13 protein-coding genes are annotated in these 16,648 nt (G+C 70.2%); 4 read left to right on the top strand and 9 right to left on the bottom strand.

Annotated features, from left to right (window positions below):
- Positions 1-30: 30 nt before the first annotated feature.
- The 5 genes from rsmA to lptF form a co-directional block, all read right to left on the bottom strand.
- A complete protein-coding gene (rsmA, locus tag WDW90_RS09415; protein ID WP_336487127.1) occupies positions 31-894 on the bottom strand; it encodes a 16S rRNA (adenine(1518)-N(6)/adenine(1519)-N(6))-dimethyltransferase RsmA in 864 nt (287 codons plus the stop codon).
- Positions 891-2,015 carry a 4-hydroxythreonine-4-phosphate dehydrogenase PdxA gene (gene pdxA, locus WDW90_RS09410; RefSeq protein ID WP_336487126.1) on the bottom strand — a complete coding sequence of 375 codons (1,125 nt, stop codon included), beginning with the start codon at positions 2,013-2,015 and terminating at the stop codon, positions 891-893. Before pdxA ends, rsmA begins: the two co-directional genes overlap by 4 nt.
- Positions 2,016-2,138: 123 nt before the next feature.
- Positions 2,139-4,724, bottom strand: a complete 2,586-nt coding sequence (locus WDW90_RS09405) for an LPS-assembly protein LptD (RefSeq protein ID WP_336487125.1) — start codon at positions 4,722-4,724, stop codon at positions 2,139-2,141.
- Positions 4,725-4,779: 55 nt separating this feature from the next.
- On the bottom strand, positions 4,780-5,868 hold the full coding sequence (gene lptG / locus WDW90_RS09400; protein WP_336487124.1) for an LPS export ABC transporter permease LptG: 1,089 nt from the start codon (positions 5,866-5,868) through the stop codon (positions 4,780-4,782).
- A 12-nt stretch (positions 5,869-5,880) separates the two neighbouring features.
- Positions 5,881-7,038 carry an LPS export ABC transporter permease LptF gene (lptF, locus tag WDW90_RS09395; protein ID WP_336487123.1) on the bottom strand — a complete coding sequence of 386 codons (1,158 nt, stop codon included), beginning with the start codon at positions 7,036-7,038 and terminating at the stop codon, positions 5,881-5,883.
- Positions 7,039-7,254: 216 nt separating this feature from the next.
- Here lptF and WDW90_RS09390 point away from each other — a divergent pair, with 216 nt between their 5' ends.
- The 4 genes from WDW90_RS09390 (at position 7,255) to msrP (ending at position 12,410) form a co-directional block, all read left to right on the top strand.
- Positions 7,255-8,754 (top strand): leucyl aminopeptidase, encoded by a 1,500-nt coding sequence (locus WDW90_RS09390; RefSeq protein WP_336487122.1) that lies wholly within the window; start codon positions 7,255-7,257, stop codon positions 8,752-8,754.
- A 64-nt stretch (positions 8,755-8,818) separates the two neighbouring features.
- Entirely contained in the window at positions 8,819-9,553 is a 735-nt protein-coding gene (locus tag WDW90_RS09385; RefSeq protein ID WP_336487121.1) for a hypothetical protein, read from the top strand.
- Between the two features lie 55 nt (positions 9,554-9,608).
- A complete protein-coding gene (locus tag WDW90_RS09380) occupies positions 9,609-11,303 on the top strand; it encodes an AMP-binding protein (protein ID WP_336487120.1) in 1,695 nt (564 codons plus the stop codon).
- Between the two features lie 153 nt (positions 11,304-11,456).
- Positions 11,457-12,410, top strand: a complete 954-nt coding sequence (gene msrP / locus WDW90_RS09375) for a protein-methionine-sulfoxide reductase catalytic subunit MsrP (RefSeq protein WP_336487119.1) — start codon at positions 11,457-11,459, stop codon at positions 12,408-12,410.
- A gap of 78 nt (positions 12,411-12,488) precedes the next feature.
- Here the strand turns inward: msrP and WDW90_RS09370 are convergent, their stop codons facing one another.
- From WDW90_RS09370 to WDW90_RS09355, 4 genes are all read right to left on the bottom strand, one after another.
- Positions 12,489-12,887: a hypothetical protein gene (locus WDW90_RS09370; RefSeq protein WP_336487118.1), complete on the bottom strand. Its 399-nt coding sequence runs from the start codon at positions 12,885-12,887 to the stop codon at positions 12,489-12,491.
- 494 nt (positions 12,888-13,381) lie between these two features.
- Positions 13,382-14,272: a LysR family transcriptional regulator gene (locus tag WDW90_RS09365; RefSeq protein WP_336487117.1), complete on the bottom strand. Its 891-nt coding sequence runs from the start codon at positions 14,270-14,272 to the stop codon at positions 13,382-13,384.
- A 343-nt stretch (positions 14,273-14,615) separates the two neighbouring features.
- Positions 14,616-15,593 carry a thioredoxin-disulfide reductase gene (trxB, locus tag WDW90_RS09360; protein WP_336487116.1) on the bottom strand — a complete coding sequence of 326 codons (978 nt, stop codon included), beginning with the start codon at positions 15,591-15,593 and terminating at the stop codon, positions 14,616-14,618.
- A gap of 23 nt (positions 15,594-15,616) precedes the next feature.
- On the bottom strand, positions 15,617-16,561 hold the full coding sequence (locus WDW90_RS09355; RefSeq protein ID WP_336487166.1) for a mitochondrial fission ELM1 family protein: 945 nt from the start codon (positions 16,559-16,561) through the stop codon (positions 15,617-15,619).
- Positions 16,562-16,648 lie beyond the last annotated feature (87 nt).

Below are 16,648 nucleotides of genomic sequence, written 5' to 3'. Positions count from 1 at the left end.
GATCGTCCCGACGCGATCAGCCGGCGCTGCTCACGCGGCGCCGGCTTTCGTTTGCGCGTCGTAGGCGTTGGCGAGCGCGACGAATCCCGCAACGGGCACCTCCTCGGCCCGTGCCGTCTCGGGGATGCCGGTGGCGGCGAGGAGCCTGCCAGGCTCGGGCGTGAGGGACTTCAGGCTCTGGCGCAGCATCTTGCGGCGCTGGCCGAAAGCCGCGCGCGTCACGGCTTCGAGCGTCCCGATCCGGCAGGGAAGGGGCTCGGCGCGGGGCACCAGGCGCACCACGCTCGACGTCACCTTCGGGGGCGGCACGAAGGCGGACGGCGCGACGTCGAACAGAATGCTCGCCTCGGTGCGCCAGCCGCAGAGCACGCCGAGGCGCCCGTAATCGGCGCGCGCGCCCTCGTCCGCCACGATCCGCTCGGCCACCTCCCGCTGGAACATCAGGGTCGCCGATTCCCACCAGGGCGGCCACGTCTCTCCGTCGAGCCACCCCGTCAGCAGCGCCGTGCCGACATTGTAGGGAAGATTGGCGACGATCCGGACGGGTCCGGCGCCTACGAGCGGGCGAGGGTCGAAGGCGAGCGCGTCCGCGTCGACCACGGTGAGCCGGCCCGGATAACGATCGGCGATCTCCGCGAGCGCCGGCAGGGCGCGGGGATCGCGCTCGATGGCGACCACCCGGCCCGCGCCGGCCGCGAGGAGCGCCCGCGTGAGGCCGCCGGGGCCGGGGCCGACCTCGACCACTGTGACGCCGGCGAGCGACCCGGCCGCGCGGGCGATGCGGCCCGTGAGGTTGAGATCGTAGAGGAAGTTCTGCCCGAGCGCCTTCTTCGGCTCGAGCCCGTGCCGCTGCACCACCTCGCGCAACGGCGGCAGACCGTCGGGCGCCGTCATAATTCGTCGGTCGGGTCGAAATGCGTGGGCCAATGCGTGACCGGGCGTGGCCGGTCGGCGTAGGCGCTCAGCGGAATCACGTCGGCGTTGGGTGCCCGGGCAGGCTTGGCGGCCGCGACGTTGCGGGCGAGCCGGTCGGCGAGGCGCAGCGCTGCCAGCAGGCTGTCTGGGCGCGCGACGCCCCGGCCGGCGATGTCGAAGGCCGTGCCGTGGTCGGGCGAGGTCCGGATGAAGGGAAGGCCGAGCGTCACGTTCACCCCGTCGTCGAACGCGATGGTCTTGATCGGGATCAGCGCTTGGTCGTGGGTCGGTGCCAGCGCCACGTCGTAGGTCGCGCGGGCGCGGGCGTGGAACAGCGTGTCGGCGGGCAGCGGACCCCGGATGTCGAGGCCCTCGGCCCGCAGCCGCTCGACCGCGGGCGCGAGCACGTCCCGGTCCTCCGTGCCCATCGTGCCGGCCTCGCCCGCATGCGGGTTGAGGCCCGCCAGCACGAGGCGCGGGCGCGCCATCGCGAAGCGGGCCGTGAGATCGCGCGCGACGATGCGGGCGGTGCGCTCCACGAGCTCCTGCGTCAGGAGCTCGGGCACGCGCCGGAGCGCCACGTGGATCGTGACCGGCACGACCGCGAGCCCCTCGCTCCAGATCATCATGACGGGGAGCGGCGCGGGCGTCCCGGGGGGCACCGACAGCGCGGCCAGGAACTCGGTATGGCCGGGATAGGCGAAGCCGACCTGGGTGAGCACGTACTTGGCGATCGGGTTCGTGACGACGGCCGAGGCCCGGCCGGCCTTCACGAAGCCGACGGCGGCGGTGATCGATTCCAGCGTCGCGCCCGCATTGACGGGGTCGGGCTTGCCCGGCTGCGCCTCGATCGCGGTGCCGCTCGGCAACGGCACCACCGGGAGCGCCCGCGGAAAGACCTCGGCGGCGGTCTCCGGGTCGATCTCCGCCACCGGCACGTGCAGCCCGAGGCGGCTCGCGCGCCGCTCCAGGAAAGCCGGATCGCCGACGAGGAAGAAGGGCGGCAAGGCGGGATGCACGGTCCGGGCCGCCCAGGCCGCGAGCGCGAGCTCCGGCCCGATTCCGGCCGGATCGCCGAGGGTGAGGGCGAGGGGGGTCATGGAAGGTCCGCCTCCGGGGCCGACGCGTGAAGCCGCCGGGCATCCCGGCGCCCCGATAGGACGATGCGCGCTCACCCGTCGGTTGCCGGCCTTCTAACAGTCCCGGGATGTCTCCGCGAGCGCTCAGCGCACCGAGGCGATGCCGTCGGCCGTGCTCGACGTGCCGACGTTCTGGCGCAGGTCCGCCTCGCCGAGCGTCTTGAGCTCGACCCGAAGGAGCACGGTCTGGTTGCGTTCGCGCACGCCGATCGCGGTGGCGATGGGCGAGACGATGTAGTTCAGCGAGACTGTGGTGCACTCGTCCTGATAGCCGCCGCCGACGCTCATGCCGGACAGGTAGAAGCGGCCCGGGTTCTGGTAGATCGGCACGATGCCGACCGGGTTGGCGAGGTAGGCGCTGAAGGCGTCCGCATAGACGTCGCGCGTGTCGAGGTAATGGGTCAGGTCGACGAGCGCCGAGCCGGTGACGAACCAGTTCGGGGTGATGTTGTAGGTCGCCGAGGCGGTGATGCCCTCGCGGCGGTGGCTGAAGCCGAGCAGCGGTTGCGCCTCGTAGAAGGAATAGAAGGCCGAGAGGGAGAGCGGCAGGAAGGGCGAGAAGCGGGCGGTGACGCCGGTCTCGAAGCGGTTGACCTTGAAGTCCGAATGATCGAACCGAGCCCGGGTGATCAGGCTGATGTTCTGGTTCGGCGAGAGCTGGAAGCGCCCCACGAAGTCCGAGCGGCTGGTCTCGAGGCCCGAGTCGAAGCCGACATTGGCGAAGTCGCCGCGGCGGAACGAGTTGACGCCCGCGAGCTGGATCGACTCGCCGAACAGCACGTTCGCATACCAGCCGGCGGGGGTGACGACGGAGTACTGGCCGCCGAGATTGGTGCGGACGCCGCCCTCGACGCGGTCGTAGCCCGAGAACTTGTCCCACTCGAACAGCGAGGTGTCGTCGAACACGAGGCTCTGGGCGTCCTCGTTCGGCAGGCGGCCGATCCGGGTCTCGCTCGGCCGCGCGATGACCTGGGCGATCGGCTCCAGGGTATGGACGCCGAGCGGCCCGAAATCGCTGACGAATGGGTAGCGGTAGTCGAGGCCGATCGCCGGCATCACGCGGCCCGAGAAACCATCGTCGAAATTGGCGAAGGTGGGCGCGAGCGCGTTCTGGTAGCCGGACAGGCTCGGGTTCACGAAGAACGCGTCGGTGCGCAGATAGGCGAAGGGCGTGAAGACCTGCCCGGCTGCATCGATGAAGCTGCGCCGCCAGGAGACCTGCGCGGAGGCGCGCGTATCCTCGCCGGCCAGGCCCCGGATCAGGCAGGACGCGCGGTTGAAGATCGTGCAGGTCTCGTAGAGCGGATAGCTGATCCCGTTGAAGCTCGGGCTGAACAGGTAGCTGCCCGTGCGCGGCAGGCCCTGGAAGTCGGTCGCCTGCCGGCTCAGGCTCGTGATGTTGCCCTCGAAGCGGACCTCGCCGCCGAGCGGGTCGGGGCCGTTGATGCGCTTGTCGTAGTCGATCACCGGCGTGACGACGGGCTGCTCCTTCTGCCAGTCGAAGCTCGACAGGCCCTTGAAGTAGTAGCCGCGCGCCTCGAACCACGAACGGTCGCCCTGGCCGATCAGGTAGCCGGTCGAGACCGCCTCGCGGAAATAGTCCGTGGTGATGTTCTGGTTGCGGATCCGGTAATTGTCGAGGAACCACTTGTCGGTGACGCCGACGACGTCCCATCCGGTGCGCCAGCGGTCGTTGATGTAGAACCGGCCCCGGCTCTCGATCGAGCCGCGGAAGTCGCGGTCGCCCGCGCCGAGGGGCCCGGGCAGGAAGGCGCTCGGCGTCGTCTGGAAGATGCCGCTGAGGCGCAGGTTGTAGAAGCCCGTCTCGAGCCGGTGCCGGAACTCCGCCTGGCCGAGCACGCCCTGGCGGCTCACGAATGCCGGCGACAGGGTGAGGTCGTAGTTCGGCGCGAGGTTGAAGAAGTAGGGCACGGCCGCACCGGTGCCGAGCGCGGTCGAGGAGATGAAGCGCGGCGTCAGGAAGCCGCTCTTGCGCTTCACGGTCGGATCCGCGGCCTCGAAATAGGGCAGGTAGGCCACCGGGATGCCGGCGAGCTCGAGCGTCGAGTCCTCGAACGAGACGGTGTGGGTCTCGTTGTTGTGGATGATCTTGGCGGCGCGCACCTGCCAGAGCGGCGGCTTCTCGGGATGGTCCTTGCAGGGCTCGCAGGCCGTGTAGGTGCCGTAGTCGAAGCTCGTCTGCTCGCCGTCGACGCGCTCGGCGTGGGGCGCGGAGAACCGGGTGCGGACCACCTCGCCCTTCTTCTCGACCGTCTGCTGAATGCGCAGGGAATCGATGAAGCCGTTCTTGAAATCGTCGGTCAGCTCCATCCGGTCGCCGGTGACGACGGCGCCGTCCTGGTCGGTGAGGCGGACGTTGCCCTCGGCGAAGACGCGGCTCGTGGCCCGGTCGTAGCGGACCCGGTCGGCCTGGAGCGTGCGCGGGCCATAATGCAATTCGGCATTGCCGCGCGCGGTGACCGTGTTCTTGTCGTTGTCGTAGATCAGCTCGTCGGCCTCGACGAGGAGCTTGTCGCCGGGCTTGCCGGCGGCGCTCTTCGGCAGGCTCTGCGCGGCCGCGGGCGCCACGGCGTCCGCCACGAGAGGCGCGGCAGCCGTCAGCAACGCGGCCAAGCCGGCCTTCCTCGCAATGTCGGCGACGTTACGCAACGCGTGTTTCAACCTCAGCCACGGCCATCCCTCGTCTCCCGTCCGGGCCGAAGCCTCAGCCGTCCTCCTGGTACAGAAGCGTGAGTGTACCGAGAAGACTCCCTACCACGGCCGGGAACCATGCCGCCACCGGCGGCGCCACGATGCCGGAGGCTCCCAGACCTTCCATGACCTGACGGGCGACGTAGAGGGCAAACCCCGCCGCAACCCCTCCCAGCACGAGCTTGCCCACGCCACCAAAGCGGAAGAACCGTAAGGAAACGGTTGCCGCGACGAGAACCATGGCGACGAAGAGGATCGGCCGGGCCCAGAGCACATCATACTGGAGTCGGTAGCGGGTCGCATCCAACCCGGCCCGCTCGCTGCGCGCGATGGTCTCGGGAAGTTGCCAGAAAGGCACAGATTCCGGAGGGGTGAAGCGCTGGCGCACCTGCCCCGGTTCGAGGGTCGAGGCGATCAGGTAGGTGCCGAAACTCTCGGGCGGCGTGCCTGGCGCGAGCAGGCGTGCCTCGCTCAACTCCCAGTAGCCGTCGTGCAGGGTCGCCAGCGCGGCCTCGATCTGCGAGACGAAGGAGCCGGCCTCGTCGAAGGTGAAGACCGAGACGCCCGCCAGCGTCGTCGTGCCCTCGACCGCGGTCTCGGCCCGGATGATGGCCTGCCCGTCGAGGCTCTTCTGCCGGATCCACAGGTCCTTGCCGGAGCTCGCCTTGGTGGAGCGCGCGAAGATCCTGGCCTCGATCTCGGTGGAGCGCTGCTTCAGCACCGCCGAGAGCGGATTGTAGATGCCGACCGTGAAGGCGCCGAGCGCCAGTGCCACGAAGATTCCGGGCTGCAGGAACTGCCAGGCCGAGATGCCGGCCGCGCGTGCCACGACGAGCTCGAGCTTGCGCGAGAGCTGCAGCAGGGCCGCCATCGAGCCGAACAGCACCGCGAAGGGCAGCACCCCCTCGGCGACCGCCGGGGTGCGGTAGAGCGAGAGCTGCGCCATCAGCCCCGGCGAGGCGCCCTCGGCGTCGCCCGCCCGCCGCAGGAGCTCCACGAAGTCGAGGGTGTAGACGAGGGCGAAGACGGTGACGAAGACGCCCAGCACCGTGCGCACGAAGCGCATGGCGAAGTAGCGTCCGAGGGTCGCGCCGATCAGCACGGGGCCGCCTCCTCAGCTCGCCGCGAGGCGGGGCCTGCGCGGGCGGGGGCTCAGGGCGCGCCGCAGGCGCGCGCCCGAGGCCCGCACCGCCGGCCCGTGGAAGATGACGAGCGCCGAGAGCGCGATGGCGAGGAGCGGCACCGCGTAGACGGCGACGACCGCCGCCTGGCTGCGGGCCGCCGCGCTGCTCGCCGCGAAGCCCGCGATGCGCAGCAGCACCACGGCCAGGACCGCGCCCGCCACCGCGAGGCCCCGGCCCTGGCGCGTGGTGCGCGCGTCGCCGAGCGCCGCGAAGGCGATGAAGGCGAGCGCAAGCGGGTAGAGCCAGGAGGAGAGCCGGTCGTGGAGCTCGGCCCGGAAACGGCCCTTCTGAAGCTTGTAGTAGCCCTCGCTCCGGTCCGGGAAGAGGAGCTGCATCGTCGAGCGCTCGCGCGGCTTGTAGATCACGTCCGCGTCGGGCGGCGCGAAAGCGGCGAGGTCGATCGTGTAGCGCTCGAAGGTGAGGATCGAGGAATCCCGCGAGTCCTTCTGCTGCTGGTGCACGCTGCCCTTCTCGAGCGCCAGGTAGCTCTGCCCGTCGACGTCGATCGCCTGGCCGCGCTCGGCGAGATAGACCTTGGTCTTGCCGGCCTCGCGCTTGTCCTGGATGAACAGGCCGAGCAGCGTGCCGCCCTGTCCGCGCTCGCGGAAATGGAAGGTGATGCCGTTGTCGAGCGCCGTGAACTGCCCCTCCTTGACGACGTTCGCGATGAAGTCGCCGCGCACGCGGGTCACCACGTCGCGCAGTTCCTGGAAGCTCGACGGCATCACCTGGATCGTCAGGAAGGCGATGAGGAAGCTCACGGCGAGCGCCAGGGTCAGGAAGGGCCGCAGGATGCTGCGGGGCTTCATCCCCGCCGCCGACATCACGATGAGCTCGGAATCCCCGTTGAGCTTGTTCAGCGCGTAGAGGACCGCGATGAACAGGGCCATCGGGGCGATCACCACGATCAGGGTCGGAAGCGACAGGCCCGTCACGAACAGGAAGATCAGGAGCGTCTGACCCTTGGCGGTGATCAGGTCGAGTTCGCGCAGGGCCTGCGTCACCCAGATCGTGCCCGTGAGGCCGAGCAGGCAGGCGAGGAAGGCCGAGAGCGCGATGCGGAAGATGTAGCGCTCGATCTGCGTCATCGGGTCTCGCGATCAGGCCCCCGCCGGACGCGCGTCCGGGCTCGCCCCATCGTGCGGTGCGCCCCCCACACGGTCACGGATGGCTCAGGGCTCCTCAACTTGGGCCGTTTTATGGGCGCAGCGGCCGCGTTGCGTTCTCCGCCTCAGCGGCTACACAGGAAGCCGGCCGCGCCCGGCCCGGGCCAGAGACATCATCGCAGGACGGAAAGCAACGACATGGCGGACGGTATCACCATCAGCTTCGGTCCGGTCTCTCCGGCGGGCCCCGGCGATCTCGTCGTGTTCGTGGGCGACGACCTGTCGCTCGGCGGCGCCGCCCGCGACGTCCTCGGCAGCGCCGGTACCGACCTCGTGGCGCGGGCCGCGGCGGGCGAGCGCTTCAAGGGCCGCCCGCTCTCGGCGCTCAGCGTGCCCGCCCCGGCCGGCATCGATGCGGACCGCCTCGTCGTCGTGGGGCTCGGCTCCGAGAAGGACCGCGCCAAGGTCGAATGGCCGGTGCTCGGGGGCTTCACGGCGGGCAAGGTCTCGGGTCGCAGCGCGCGCGTTCTCCTCGACTGGCCGGGCGCGCAGGTCTCCCCGGAGAACGCCGCCGAGTTCGCCCTCGGGGCGCGCCTGCGCAGCTACAGCTTCGACCGCTACAAGACCAAGAAGAAGCCCGACGCCGACGAGAACGGCGGCACGAGCCTCAGCGTGATGCTGGTCGACCATGCCGGCGCGGAATCGGCCGCGCGCGCGAGCGCGGCCGTGGCCGAGGGCGTCGTCATTGCCCGCGACCTCATCAACGAGCCGCCGAACGTGCTCCACCCGGAAGAATTCGCCCGCCGCGCCTCGGAGCTGACCAAGCTCGGCGTCGAGGTCGAGGTGATCGAGCCCGCCAAGATGCGGGAGCTCGGCATGGGGGCGCTGCTGGCGGTGGCGCAAGGCTCCGCCCGCGAGCCGCGGGTCGTCGTGATGCGCTGGAACGGGGCGGCCGACCGCTCCGAGGCCCCGGTGGCGCTGATCGGCAAGGGCGTGGTGTTCGATTCCGGCGGCGTCTCGATCAAGTCGGCCGGCGGCATGGAGGACATGAAGGGCGACATGGGCGGCGCGGCCGCGGTGGTCGGCACGCTCCACGCCCTCGCGTCGCGCAAGGCGAAGGCGAACGTGATCGGTGCCATCGGCATCGTCGAGAACATGCCGGACGGAGCCTCCTACCGGCCCTCCGACATCGTCACCTCGATGTCGGGCCAGACCATCGAGGTCATCAACACCGACGCCGAAGGCCGCCTCGTGCTGGCCGACGTGATCTGGCACGTGCAGAGCGCCTACAAGCCGAAGCTCATGATCGACCTCGCGACGCTGACCGGCGCCATCATCGTGGCGCTCGGGCAGGACATCGCGGGCCTGTTCTCGAACGACGATGAGCTCGCCGCCCGGATCACGGCGGCCGGCGAGGCGACCGGCGAGAAGGTGTGGCGGATGCCGTTGATCCCGGCCTACGACAAGGCGATCGATTCGAAATTCGCCGACATGAAGAACACCGGCGGCCGTCACGGCGGCGCGGCCACGGCGGCGACCTTCATCAAGCGCTTCGTGAACGAGGTGCCCTGGGCCCATCTCGACATCGCGGGCGTCGGCATGTCCTCGACCGCCAACGAGATCAACCGCAGCTGGGGCGCCGGCTGGGGCGTCCGCCTGCTCGACCGGCTCGTGCGCGAGCATTACGAGGCGCGGTAGGCGCGTGCTGCCCGTGCCTCCCGGCTCGCCGGGAGGCCGGACGGTCCACATCCCGGGAGGCCGCGTGAAACCCGCGTCTGTCGCCGAAGCCGCCGCGCCCCTCCTCGCCGCGCTCCTGGCCGTCGCGCTCGCGGCGGCGACGGGCTTCGATCAGCGCGCCGCGCTGGCGCCCTGGGCCGAGAGCCGGTTCTACGGCTTCTTCCTCGACCGCTACCCGCTCTACGCCGCCGCGCTCGTCTACGGGCTGGCGCGCATCCTGGCGGCGGCATGCGCGCCGGGCCCGGCCGGCCCCGCCCGCCGCTTCGCCTTCGCGCTCCTCGGCGTCGCGGCGCTCCTCGCCCTCAGCCTGCACCCGACCTTCGGAGGCGCGATCCTGCGCAGCGGCTTCATGACCGGCGGCATCGCGTTCCTGCAGGGGCTGCCCCTCTGGCTCGCCTACGCACTCGGCGCCGCGGCCGTCGCGTTCAGCTACGGCTGCGCGGTCGGCATCCCGGCGGCGCTCTCCGGCAACCCGTTGCGCCCGCGCCGGGGCTGGCGCCGGGGGCTCGTCTCGGGAAGCGCCGGCCTCGTGCAGCGCTACCTCGCCCTGTGGTTCGCCTTCGCGGTGCTGGGCCTTGCCCGCGAGGCCGGAATCGGGCCCTGGCCGAAGCGGCCGCTCACCATACCGGAATTCGGAATCGGCGCCGGATTGGTGCTCATCGCCCTCCTTCCGCACAGCGTGATCGTGGCACGGCGCGCACATACTAATTTCATCAAAGCCTTGATCAAGGGGCCTCGATCCCGCTACAGCCTGGCTTAACGGGGCCATAACCCGAGGGCAGACCCATGCTGCCGCGCCATCAGGGAGGATCGTCGTGATCCAGGACTTCCGAGCCACGCGTCCATGGCTTTCGGCCTATCCGCCGGGCATGCCCGCGGAGATCGAGCTCGATCGCCTCGGGACTCTGGTCGATCTGTTCGAGACCAGCCTGGCGCGCTACGCCGGCCGGCCGGCGGTGACCTGCTTCGGCAAGTCCGTCACCTACGCCGCCCTTGGCGCCTCGGCCGAGGCGATCGCCGCCTGGCTGCAGGCGCAGGGCCTCGCCAAGGGCGACCGCGTCGCCATCATGATGCCGAACGTGCCGGCCTACGCCGCGAGCCTGTTCGGCGTTCTGATCGCGGGCTGCACCGTGGTCAACGTCAACCCGCTCTACACGCCCCGCGAACTGACCGCGCAGATCCAGGATTCGGGCGCGCGTGCCCTGTTCGTGCTGGAGAACTTCGCCCACACGGTCGCGCAGGCGCTGCCGAACCTGGCCGGGCTCGAGCGGATCGTGGTGGCCGGGCCGGGCGACGGGCTCGGCCTGAAGGGCAAGGTGATCGACCTCGCCTCGCGCCACATCAAGAAGGCGGTGCCGGCCTTCGCCCTGCCGGCGAACCGCACGACGCGCCTCGACGCCGTCGTCAGGCAGGGCAGGGGCCTGAGCCGCCGGCGGCCGAGCATCGAGCCCGGGGATCTTGCCTTCCTGCAATATACCGGCGGCACGACCGGCGTCGCCAAGGCCGCGATGCTGACCCACCGCAACATCATGGCCAATATCGAGCAGAGCCAGCTCTGGTTCGAGGCGACGGATCCCGAGCCCGGCCGCGTCATGGTGACGGCGCTGCCGCTCTACCACATCTTCGCGCTGACCTGCTGCTTCTTCTTCTTCATGAAGAACGGCGGGTGCTGCCTGCTGATCCCCAATCCGCGCGACGCGGACGGGTTCATCAAGACGCTCGCCAAGAGCCGCTTCACGCATTTCTCGGGCGTGAACACCCTGTTCAACCTTCTGGTGAACCACCCAAAGATCGGCACGGTCGACTTCTCGCGGGTCGACTACGTGGTGGCGGGCGGCATGGCCGTGCAGAAGGCCGTGGCGGCCAAGTGGAAGGAGGTGACCGGGCAGACGATCATCGAGGGCTACGGCCTGTCCGAGACCTCGCCGGTGGTCTGTGTGAACCCCTACCGGCTGACGGACTGGTCGGGCACGATCGGCTACCCGCTGCCCTCGACCGAGGTGTCGATCCGGGGCGCCGACGGCATGCCGGCAGCGTTGGGTGTTCCCGGCGAGATCTGCGTGCGGGGCCCGCAGGTGATGAAGGGCTACTGGAACCGCCCCGACGAGACCGCCCGCGCCACCACCGCGGACGGCTTCTTCCGCACCGGCGACGTCGCCGTGATGGAGCCGGACGGTCAGGTGCGCATCGTCGACCGGATGAAGGACATGATCCTCGTCTCGGGCTTCAACGTCTACCCGAACGAGGTCGAGGACGTGCTGGCGAGCCATCCGGCCGTGCTCGAATGCGCCGTGGTCGGCGCGCCCTTTCCGGAGACCGGCGAGATGGTGGTCGCGCACGTCGTCCTGCGCGACAAGGCCGCCACCGCGGACGCGATCCGGGCGCATGCCCGCGAGCAGCTCACCGGCTACAAGGTGCCGCGGCGGGTGGTCTTCCACGATGCCCTGCCGAAGACCAATGTCGGCAAGGTGCTGCGGCGGGCCTTGCGCGACGACGCGCCGGCGGGCTGAGGGCGCGTCGCGGCGACGCGGGCCAGAACTTTCGCCGGTCCCGTCGCGTAACCGAGTCTCATCCTCGCCGAATGGTGAGCCAGTGGCCGCTTGCGCCGCGCAGGCGCCGGGACAAGTCTCGGGACACCGCGCCGCGCGCCCGGAGGAGTGAGCATGTTGATCAAGCGTCGGCGCGGCTGGGAGGTCCCCGAGCATCTCGCAACGCCCGAGGACGTCTTCCTGAGCCGCCGCGGCCTCATCGGCGGTGCGGCGGGCCTTGCCGCCGCCGCGGTGCTCGGCCCGTCCCGGGCCGACGCGGCGACCGCTGCCGCGGCCACCTATCCTGCCCCGCGCAACGAGGCCTACACGCTCGACCGGGCGGTGACGCCGGAGCGCTTCAGCGGCGACTACAACAACTTCTACGAGTTCGGGACCTCGAAGACGGTGCTGCCCGCCGCCAACGCGCTCAAGACCTCGCCCTGGTCCATCAAGATCGACGGCCTCGTCGAGAAGCCCTTCGAGATCGGCGTCGAGGATCTGATCCGGAAGGCGGGGCTGGAGGAGCGGCTGTACCGCCATCGCTGCGTCGAGGCGTGGTCCATGGCGGTGCCGTGGACGGGCTTTCCCCTCTCGAAGCTCGTGGCGCTCGCCAAGCCCGCATCGGGCGCCAAGTACGTCCAGTTCCAGACCTTCCTCGACAAGGCGGTGGCGCCGGGCCAGCGACAGTTCTTCTACCCCTGGCCCTACATCGAGGGGCTGACGATGGAGGAGGCCGGCAACGACCTCGCCTTCCTGGTGACGGGCGTCTACGGGAAGCCGCTGCCGAACCAGTTCGGCGCGCCGATCCGCCTCGCCGTGCCGTGGAAGTACGGCTTCAAGTCGGCGAAGTCCCTGGTCAGGGTCTCCTTCGTCGCCGAGCGGCCGAAGACCTTCTGGGAAGGGCTGCAATCCTCCGAGTACGGCTTCTGGGCGAACGTGAACCCGGCCGTGCCCCATCCGCGCTGGAGCCAGGCGAGCGAGCGCGTGCTCGGGACCGACCAGCGGGTGCCGACGCTGATCTACAACGGCTACGGCGAGCAGGTCGCCGGCCTCTACAAGGGGCTGGAGAGGGAGCGGCTGTTCGTGTGACGGGATCTCCGTTCGACCGCTCCGGCCGATGCGAGGCGCCTGGTGCCGGCTTCCGGCTTGCCGGCCGATCCATCTCCCTCAGACGAGGAGGGACACCGGCGCTGCGCCCCGATCCGGCGCCTTCGAGCCGCGCAGGTCGGATATCGCCGAGATGTAGGTCATCGAGGCCGAGGTGAGCTTGCCGTCCTGGAAAGACATCTCGCCCGACAGGTTCTGAATGACGATGCCGCGCGCCGTGTACCGGTTGAACGCCAGAGTCTTCTCATCGTCCGTGCTGGCCCGGCGCTTTTCCTCCGCATACATCTCGAGTGCCCGCTGCGCGGCGCGCATCGCGTTGAGCGAAGCGACCTCCCTGAAGGCCTTCGCGGCCTCGGGATCGAGGGAGAAGTACTTCTCGATCTTCTTCTTGTAGGGGCTGTCGGTGGTGACGTTGCCGAAGCTGTCGAGCTTCAGCGTGGTCTCGTCATCGAGCGGCATGCCCAGATTTTTGAACGCCGAGGCAAGACGCTCGGCCAACGCGTCGGTCTTCCGCTGCGCCAGACCGGCGAGAGACGTGTCGGCCGGGACCTCCCCCGCGGGATCGGCCGCGGACCTCGTCGCCAGAGCAGCCCTGGCCTGATTCGACAGCGTTACCGAAACAGCTTGGCCCGCGCTCCTCGCCGGCGCGGCGGTCGCCTGGGGCTTGGGCGCTCCGGCCGGCTTGCCCGCAACTCCCGGCGCGCCGTCCCTCCTCTGAAGGCCGTTGCGTGGGGGTGCGACATTCGCGGAGGCTGCAGCCGTCATGACTGTTCCTATCGACGGGACCACGGCCCGCGGACGCTGTTCCCGGTTCCGATCTGCGCGATTGCAGGCGCCCGGATCCTAGACTTGATCTCATTAATAATCGGTTGGGCACAACGTGCGCCCGTTCGAAAATAAACAGATCGGGCGGGTCAATGCTTGGCTGAGGACCAGTCGTGGCCGCGGGCGCGTCAATAGGTCCAGCGCTGCGCCTTGGAGACGAGGAAGTCGCGGAACGCCTGCACGCGCGCCACGGTGCGCATCTCCTCGGCGTAGACGAGGTAGCTCTCGAGGCTCGGCATCTCGCTCTCGCGCAGGACCTGAACGAGGCTTCCCTCGCCGTTGATCGCGTAGTCCGGCAGGATGCCGATGCCCGCGCCCGTCTCCATGGCGAGCTGGAGTGCCGCCACGTTGTTCACCGTGAAATGGATCGGGCGCCGTTCCCGGCCTTCGCGCCCGACGCTCGCGAGCCAGTGCGCGGCGAGCAGGTAGGAGGGCTCGTTGCCTCCGAACGAGACGAGCCGGTGCTCGTCGAGATCGTCGATCGTCTTCGGCTCGCCGAAGCGCTTGATGTAATCCTGGCTGGCGAAGGCGTGGTAATGCACCGTGAAGAGCCGGCGCTGGATCAGGTCGGGCTGGGCCGGGCGGCGCATGCGGATCGCCACGTCTGCCTCCCGCATGGCGAGGTCGAGCTCCTCGTTGGTGAGGATCAGCTCGATGCGCACGTCCGGGTAGAGGTCGAGGAACTCGGCGACGCGCTGCGCGAGCCAGGATGTTCCGAGGCCGACCGTCGTCGTCACCCGCAGGTCGCCGGAGGGCCGCTCGCTCGTCTCGACGAGCCGGGCCTTGGTGTTCTCGAGCCGCAGCTTCATGTCGCGCGCGGCCCGGAACAGCAGGTCTCCCTGCTCGGTGAGGATCAGGCCGCGGGCGTGCCGGTGGAACAGGGGCGCCTTGAGCTCGCGTTCCAGCGCACTGATCTGCCGGCTCACCGCCGACTGGCTGAGCCCGATATCGTCGCCCGCCTTCGTGAAGCTGCCGGCCTCCGCCACGTTGAGGAAGATCCGGATCTTGTCCCAATCCACGGCGTAACTCCCGAACGCAAACCGGCCCCGAGGGCCCGCAGCCCACGCCGCCGGTCGCCGCCGCCGGATGGAGCCTGCCCCCGCCGCCCTGGTTGCGCGCCAAGCATTCGCGGAACCGGCCGAAAGGTCCGACGCCGCCCGTGCGCAACGAGACGATGTCGGTCCGCGCCGCCATCGTCAGGATAGGACTTCCCTCTTGCGATTTGGGCGCGCCTCAGCGCAAGTCCATTTGCGAAGATTTTGTTGACGACGGGCGGGACCGCATTCGCCGGAGCAGATTCCGTTCCTCGACGGACCGCCGCGCGGCGGTCCGGCCCGGGGTTGCGCCGGGCCGGGCCACGAATCACTCGGCAGCCGCCTGCTGCGGGGTTTCTCCCACCTCGAGGTTCGCCAGGTACTTCTCAGCCTCGAGCGCGGCCATGCAGCCCATGCCGGCGGCCGTCACGGCCTGCCGATAGACGTCGTCGGTGACGTCCCCGGCCGCGAACACGCCGGGGATCTCGGTCGTCGTGGTGCCGGGCGTCACCGTCAGGTAGCCGCCTTGCCGCATCGGCAATTGCCCCTCGAAGATCGCGGTGGCCGGCTGGTGGCCGATCGCCACGAAGAGGCCGTCGGTTCTCACCTCGCTGATCGCGCCGCTGCGCGTGTCCCTGAGGCGCAGATGCGTCACGGCGGGCGCCGGCTGCGTCTCGCCGCAGACCTCCTCGACGGCCTGATGCCAGCGCACCTCGACGTTCGGGTGCTTGAACAGACGCTCCTGCAGGATGCGCTCGGCCCGGAACTCGCCCCGGCGGTGGATCACCGTGACCTTGCGGGCGAGGTTGGCGAGGTAGAGCGCCTCCTCGACGGCCGTGTTGCCGCCGCCGACCACCGCGACGTCCTTGCCGCGGAAGAAGAAGCCGTCGCAGGTGGCGCAGGCCGAGACGCCGCCGCCCTGGAACTTCGCCTCCGAGGGGATCCCGAGCCATTTCGCCTGGGCGCCGGTCGCGATGATCAGCGCGTCGCAGGAATAGGTCTCGCCGGAATCGGCCTCGAGCCGGAAGGGCCGGGTCTTCAGATCGACCTTGGTGATGTATTCCGAGACGATCCGGGTGCCGACATGCTCGGCCTGGAGGCGCATCTGCTCCATCAGCCAGGGCCCCTGGATGGCCTCGGCGAAGCCCGGATAGTTCTCGACGTCGGTGGTGATCATCAGTTGCCCGCCCGGCTGGAAGCCGGAGATCAGCAGCGGCTCGACCATGGCGCGGGCGGCGTAGATCGCGGCGGTGTAGCCGGCCGGCCCGGAACCGATGATCACGAGCTTGGCGTGGGTATGGGCCATATCGTCCTCGTTTCGTCGGCCCGTCAGCGGGCCGTGCGGTGCGCCGCGTAAGCCTCGGCGAGCGCCCGTGCGATCACGGGCGTCGCGTCGATCGGCTTGTAGTCCAGAGCCTCCAAACGACCGGTGAAGGGCTTGAGCGCACCGGCCATCGCGAGGCCCGCGAACATGCGGCGATGCCGGATATAGGTACGCGGCAGGTCAAACAGCAGGACCGGCGCCCCGGTGCTGACGGCCTCGCTGACCATGTTGGCGGAATCGGAGGTCACGACGACGCTCTCGGCGAGAGCCAGCATGTGGATGTAGGGGTTCTCGCCGGTCCCGTCCCAGAAGAAGCCGCCGGTCTCGGCGACGAGCCTGCGCAGGGCGTCGCTCAGCGGGGCCGGCGTGCGCCGCGATACGGTCACCATCAGGCGGCAGCCACTGCCCGCGAGCTTGCGCAGATCCGCCAGCAGCCGCTTCATGTCGGCCTTGCGGTAGCTGAGATGGCGGCTGTCGCCCCCGATCAGCACGGCGATGCGGGGGCCTGCGAGGTCGGCGAGCCGCGGGTCGGGCCTGGCGCGGGCCGCCGCGATCCGGGTCGGCGTGACGAGATGGGGGGCCGTCAGGGTCGTGAAGACGTTGGGTCCGCGCAGGTCGTCGTAATCGGGCACCCAGATGAAGTCGGCGCTGTCGTGCCCGGTGCGCGGATCCTTGAGGAAGGCGGTGAAGGTGCGGCCGGCACCGGCCCGGCGCAGGGCCCGCAGATAGGGCACCGAGCGTCGGCCCGAGGCCAGGACGATGTCGGGACAATCTCCCGACAGGGCGCCGGCCTGGCGCCCCGGCGCCTCGCGCGGGTCGATCGGGCCCCAGGGGGCGGTCCAGCCGAAGGGTCCGCGGGCGGGGATGCGCCGGATCTCATAGGCGAGCCCGAGGGTTTCGGCGATGCCGACGCACTGGTTCTCGTCGCCGGCCTTCCCGTCCGTGACGATCCAGGCCCGCGCGCGGGCGAGAGCGGCCGGCGGGGCCGGGGCCGCGTCGGGCCGGGCCGCGGCCGGCTCACCCGCGGCCGGATCGGC

The sequence above is a fragment of the Methylobacterium nigriterrae genome (assembly GCF_037106235.1).
Classification (GTDB): Bacteria; Pseudomonadota; Alphaproteobacteria; order Rhizobiales; family Beijerinckiaceae; genus Methylobacterium; species Methylobacterium nigriterrae.
The sequence above is the reverse complement of the archived record's forward strand: the minus strand, read 5'-3'. Positions and strand labels throughout refer to the sequence as shown.

Coding starts and splice junctions, on each gene's coding strand:
- rsmA (WP_336487127.1), bottom strand. CDS start 894: ATGACGGCGCCCGACGGTCTGCCGCCGTTGCGCGAGGTGGTGCAGCGG.
- pdxA (WP_336487126.1), bottom strand. CDS start 2,015: ATGACCCCCCTCGCCCTCACCCTCGGCGATCCGGCCGGAATCGGGCCG.
- lptF (WP_336487123.1), bottom strand. CDS start 7,038: ATGACGCAGATCGAGCGCTACATCTTCCGCATCGCGCTCTCGGCCTTC.
- WDW90_RS09390 (WP_336487122.1), top strand. CDS start 7,255: ATGGCGGACGGTATCACCATCAGCTTCGGTCCGGTCTCTCCGGCGGGC.
- msrP (WP_336487119.1), top strand. CDS start 11,457: ATGTTGATCAAGCGTCGGCGCGGCTGGGAGGTCCCCGAGCATCTCGCA.
- WDW90_RS09370 (WP_336487118.1), bottom strand. CDS start 12,887: ATGCCGCTCGATGACGAGACCACGCTGAAGCTCGACAGCTTCGGCAAC.
- trxB (WP_336487116.1), bottom strand. CDS start 15,593: ATGGCCCATACCCACGCCAAGCTCGTGATCATCGGTTCCGGGCCGGCC.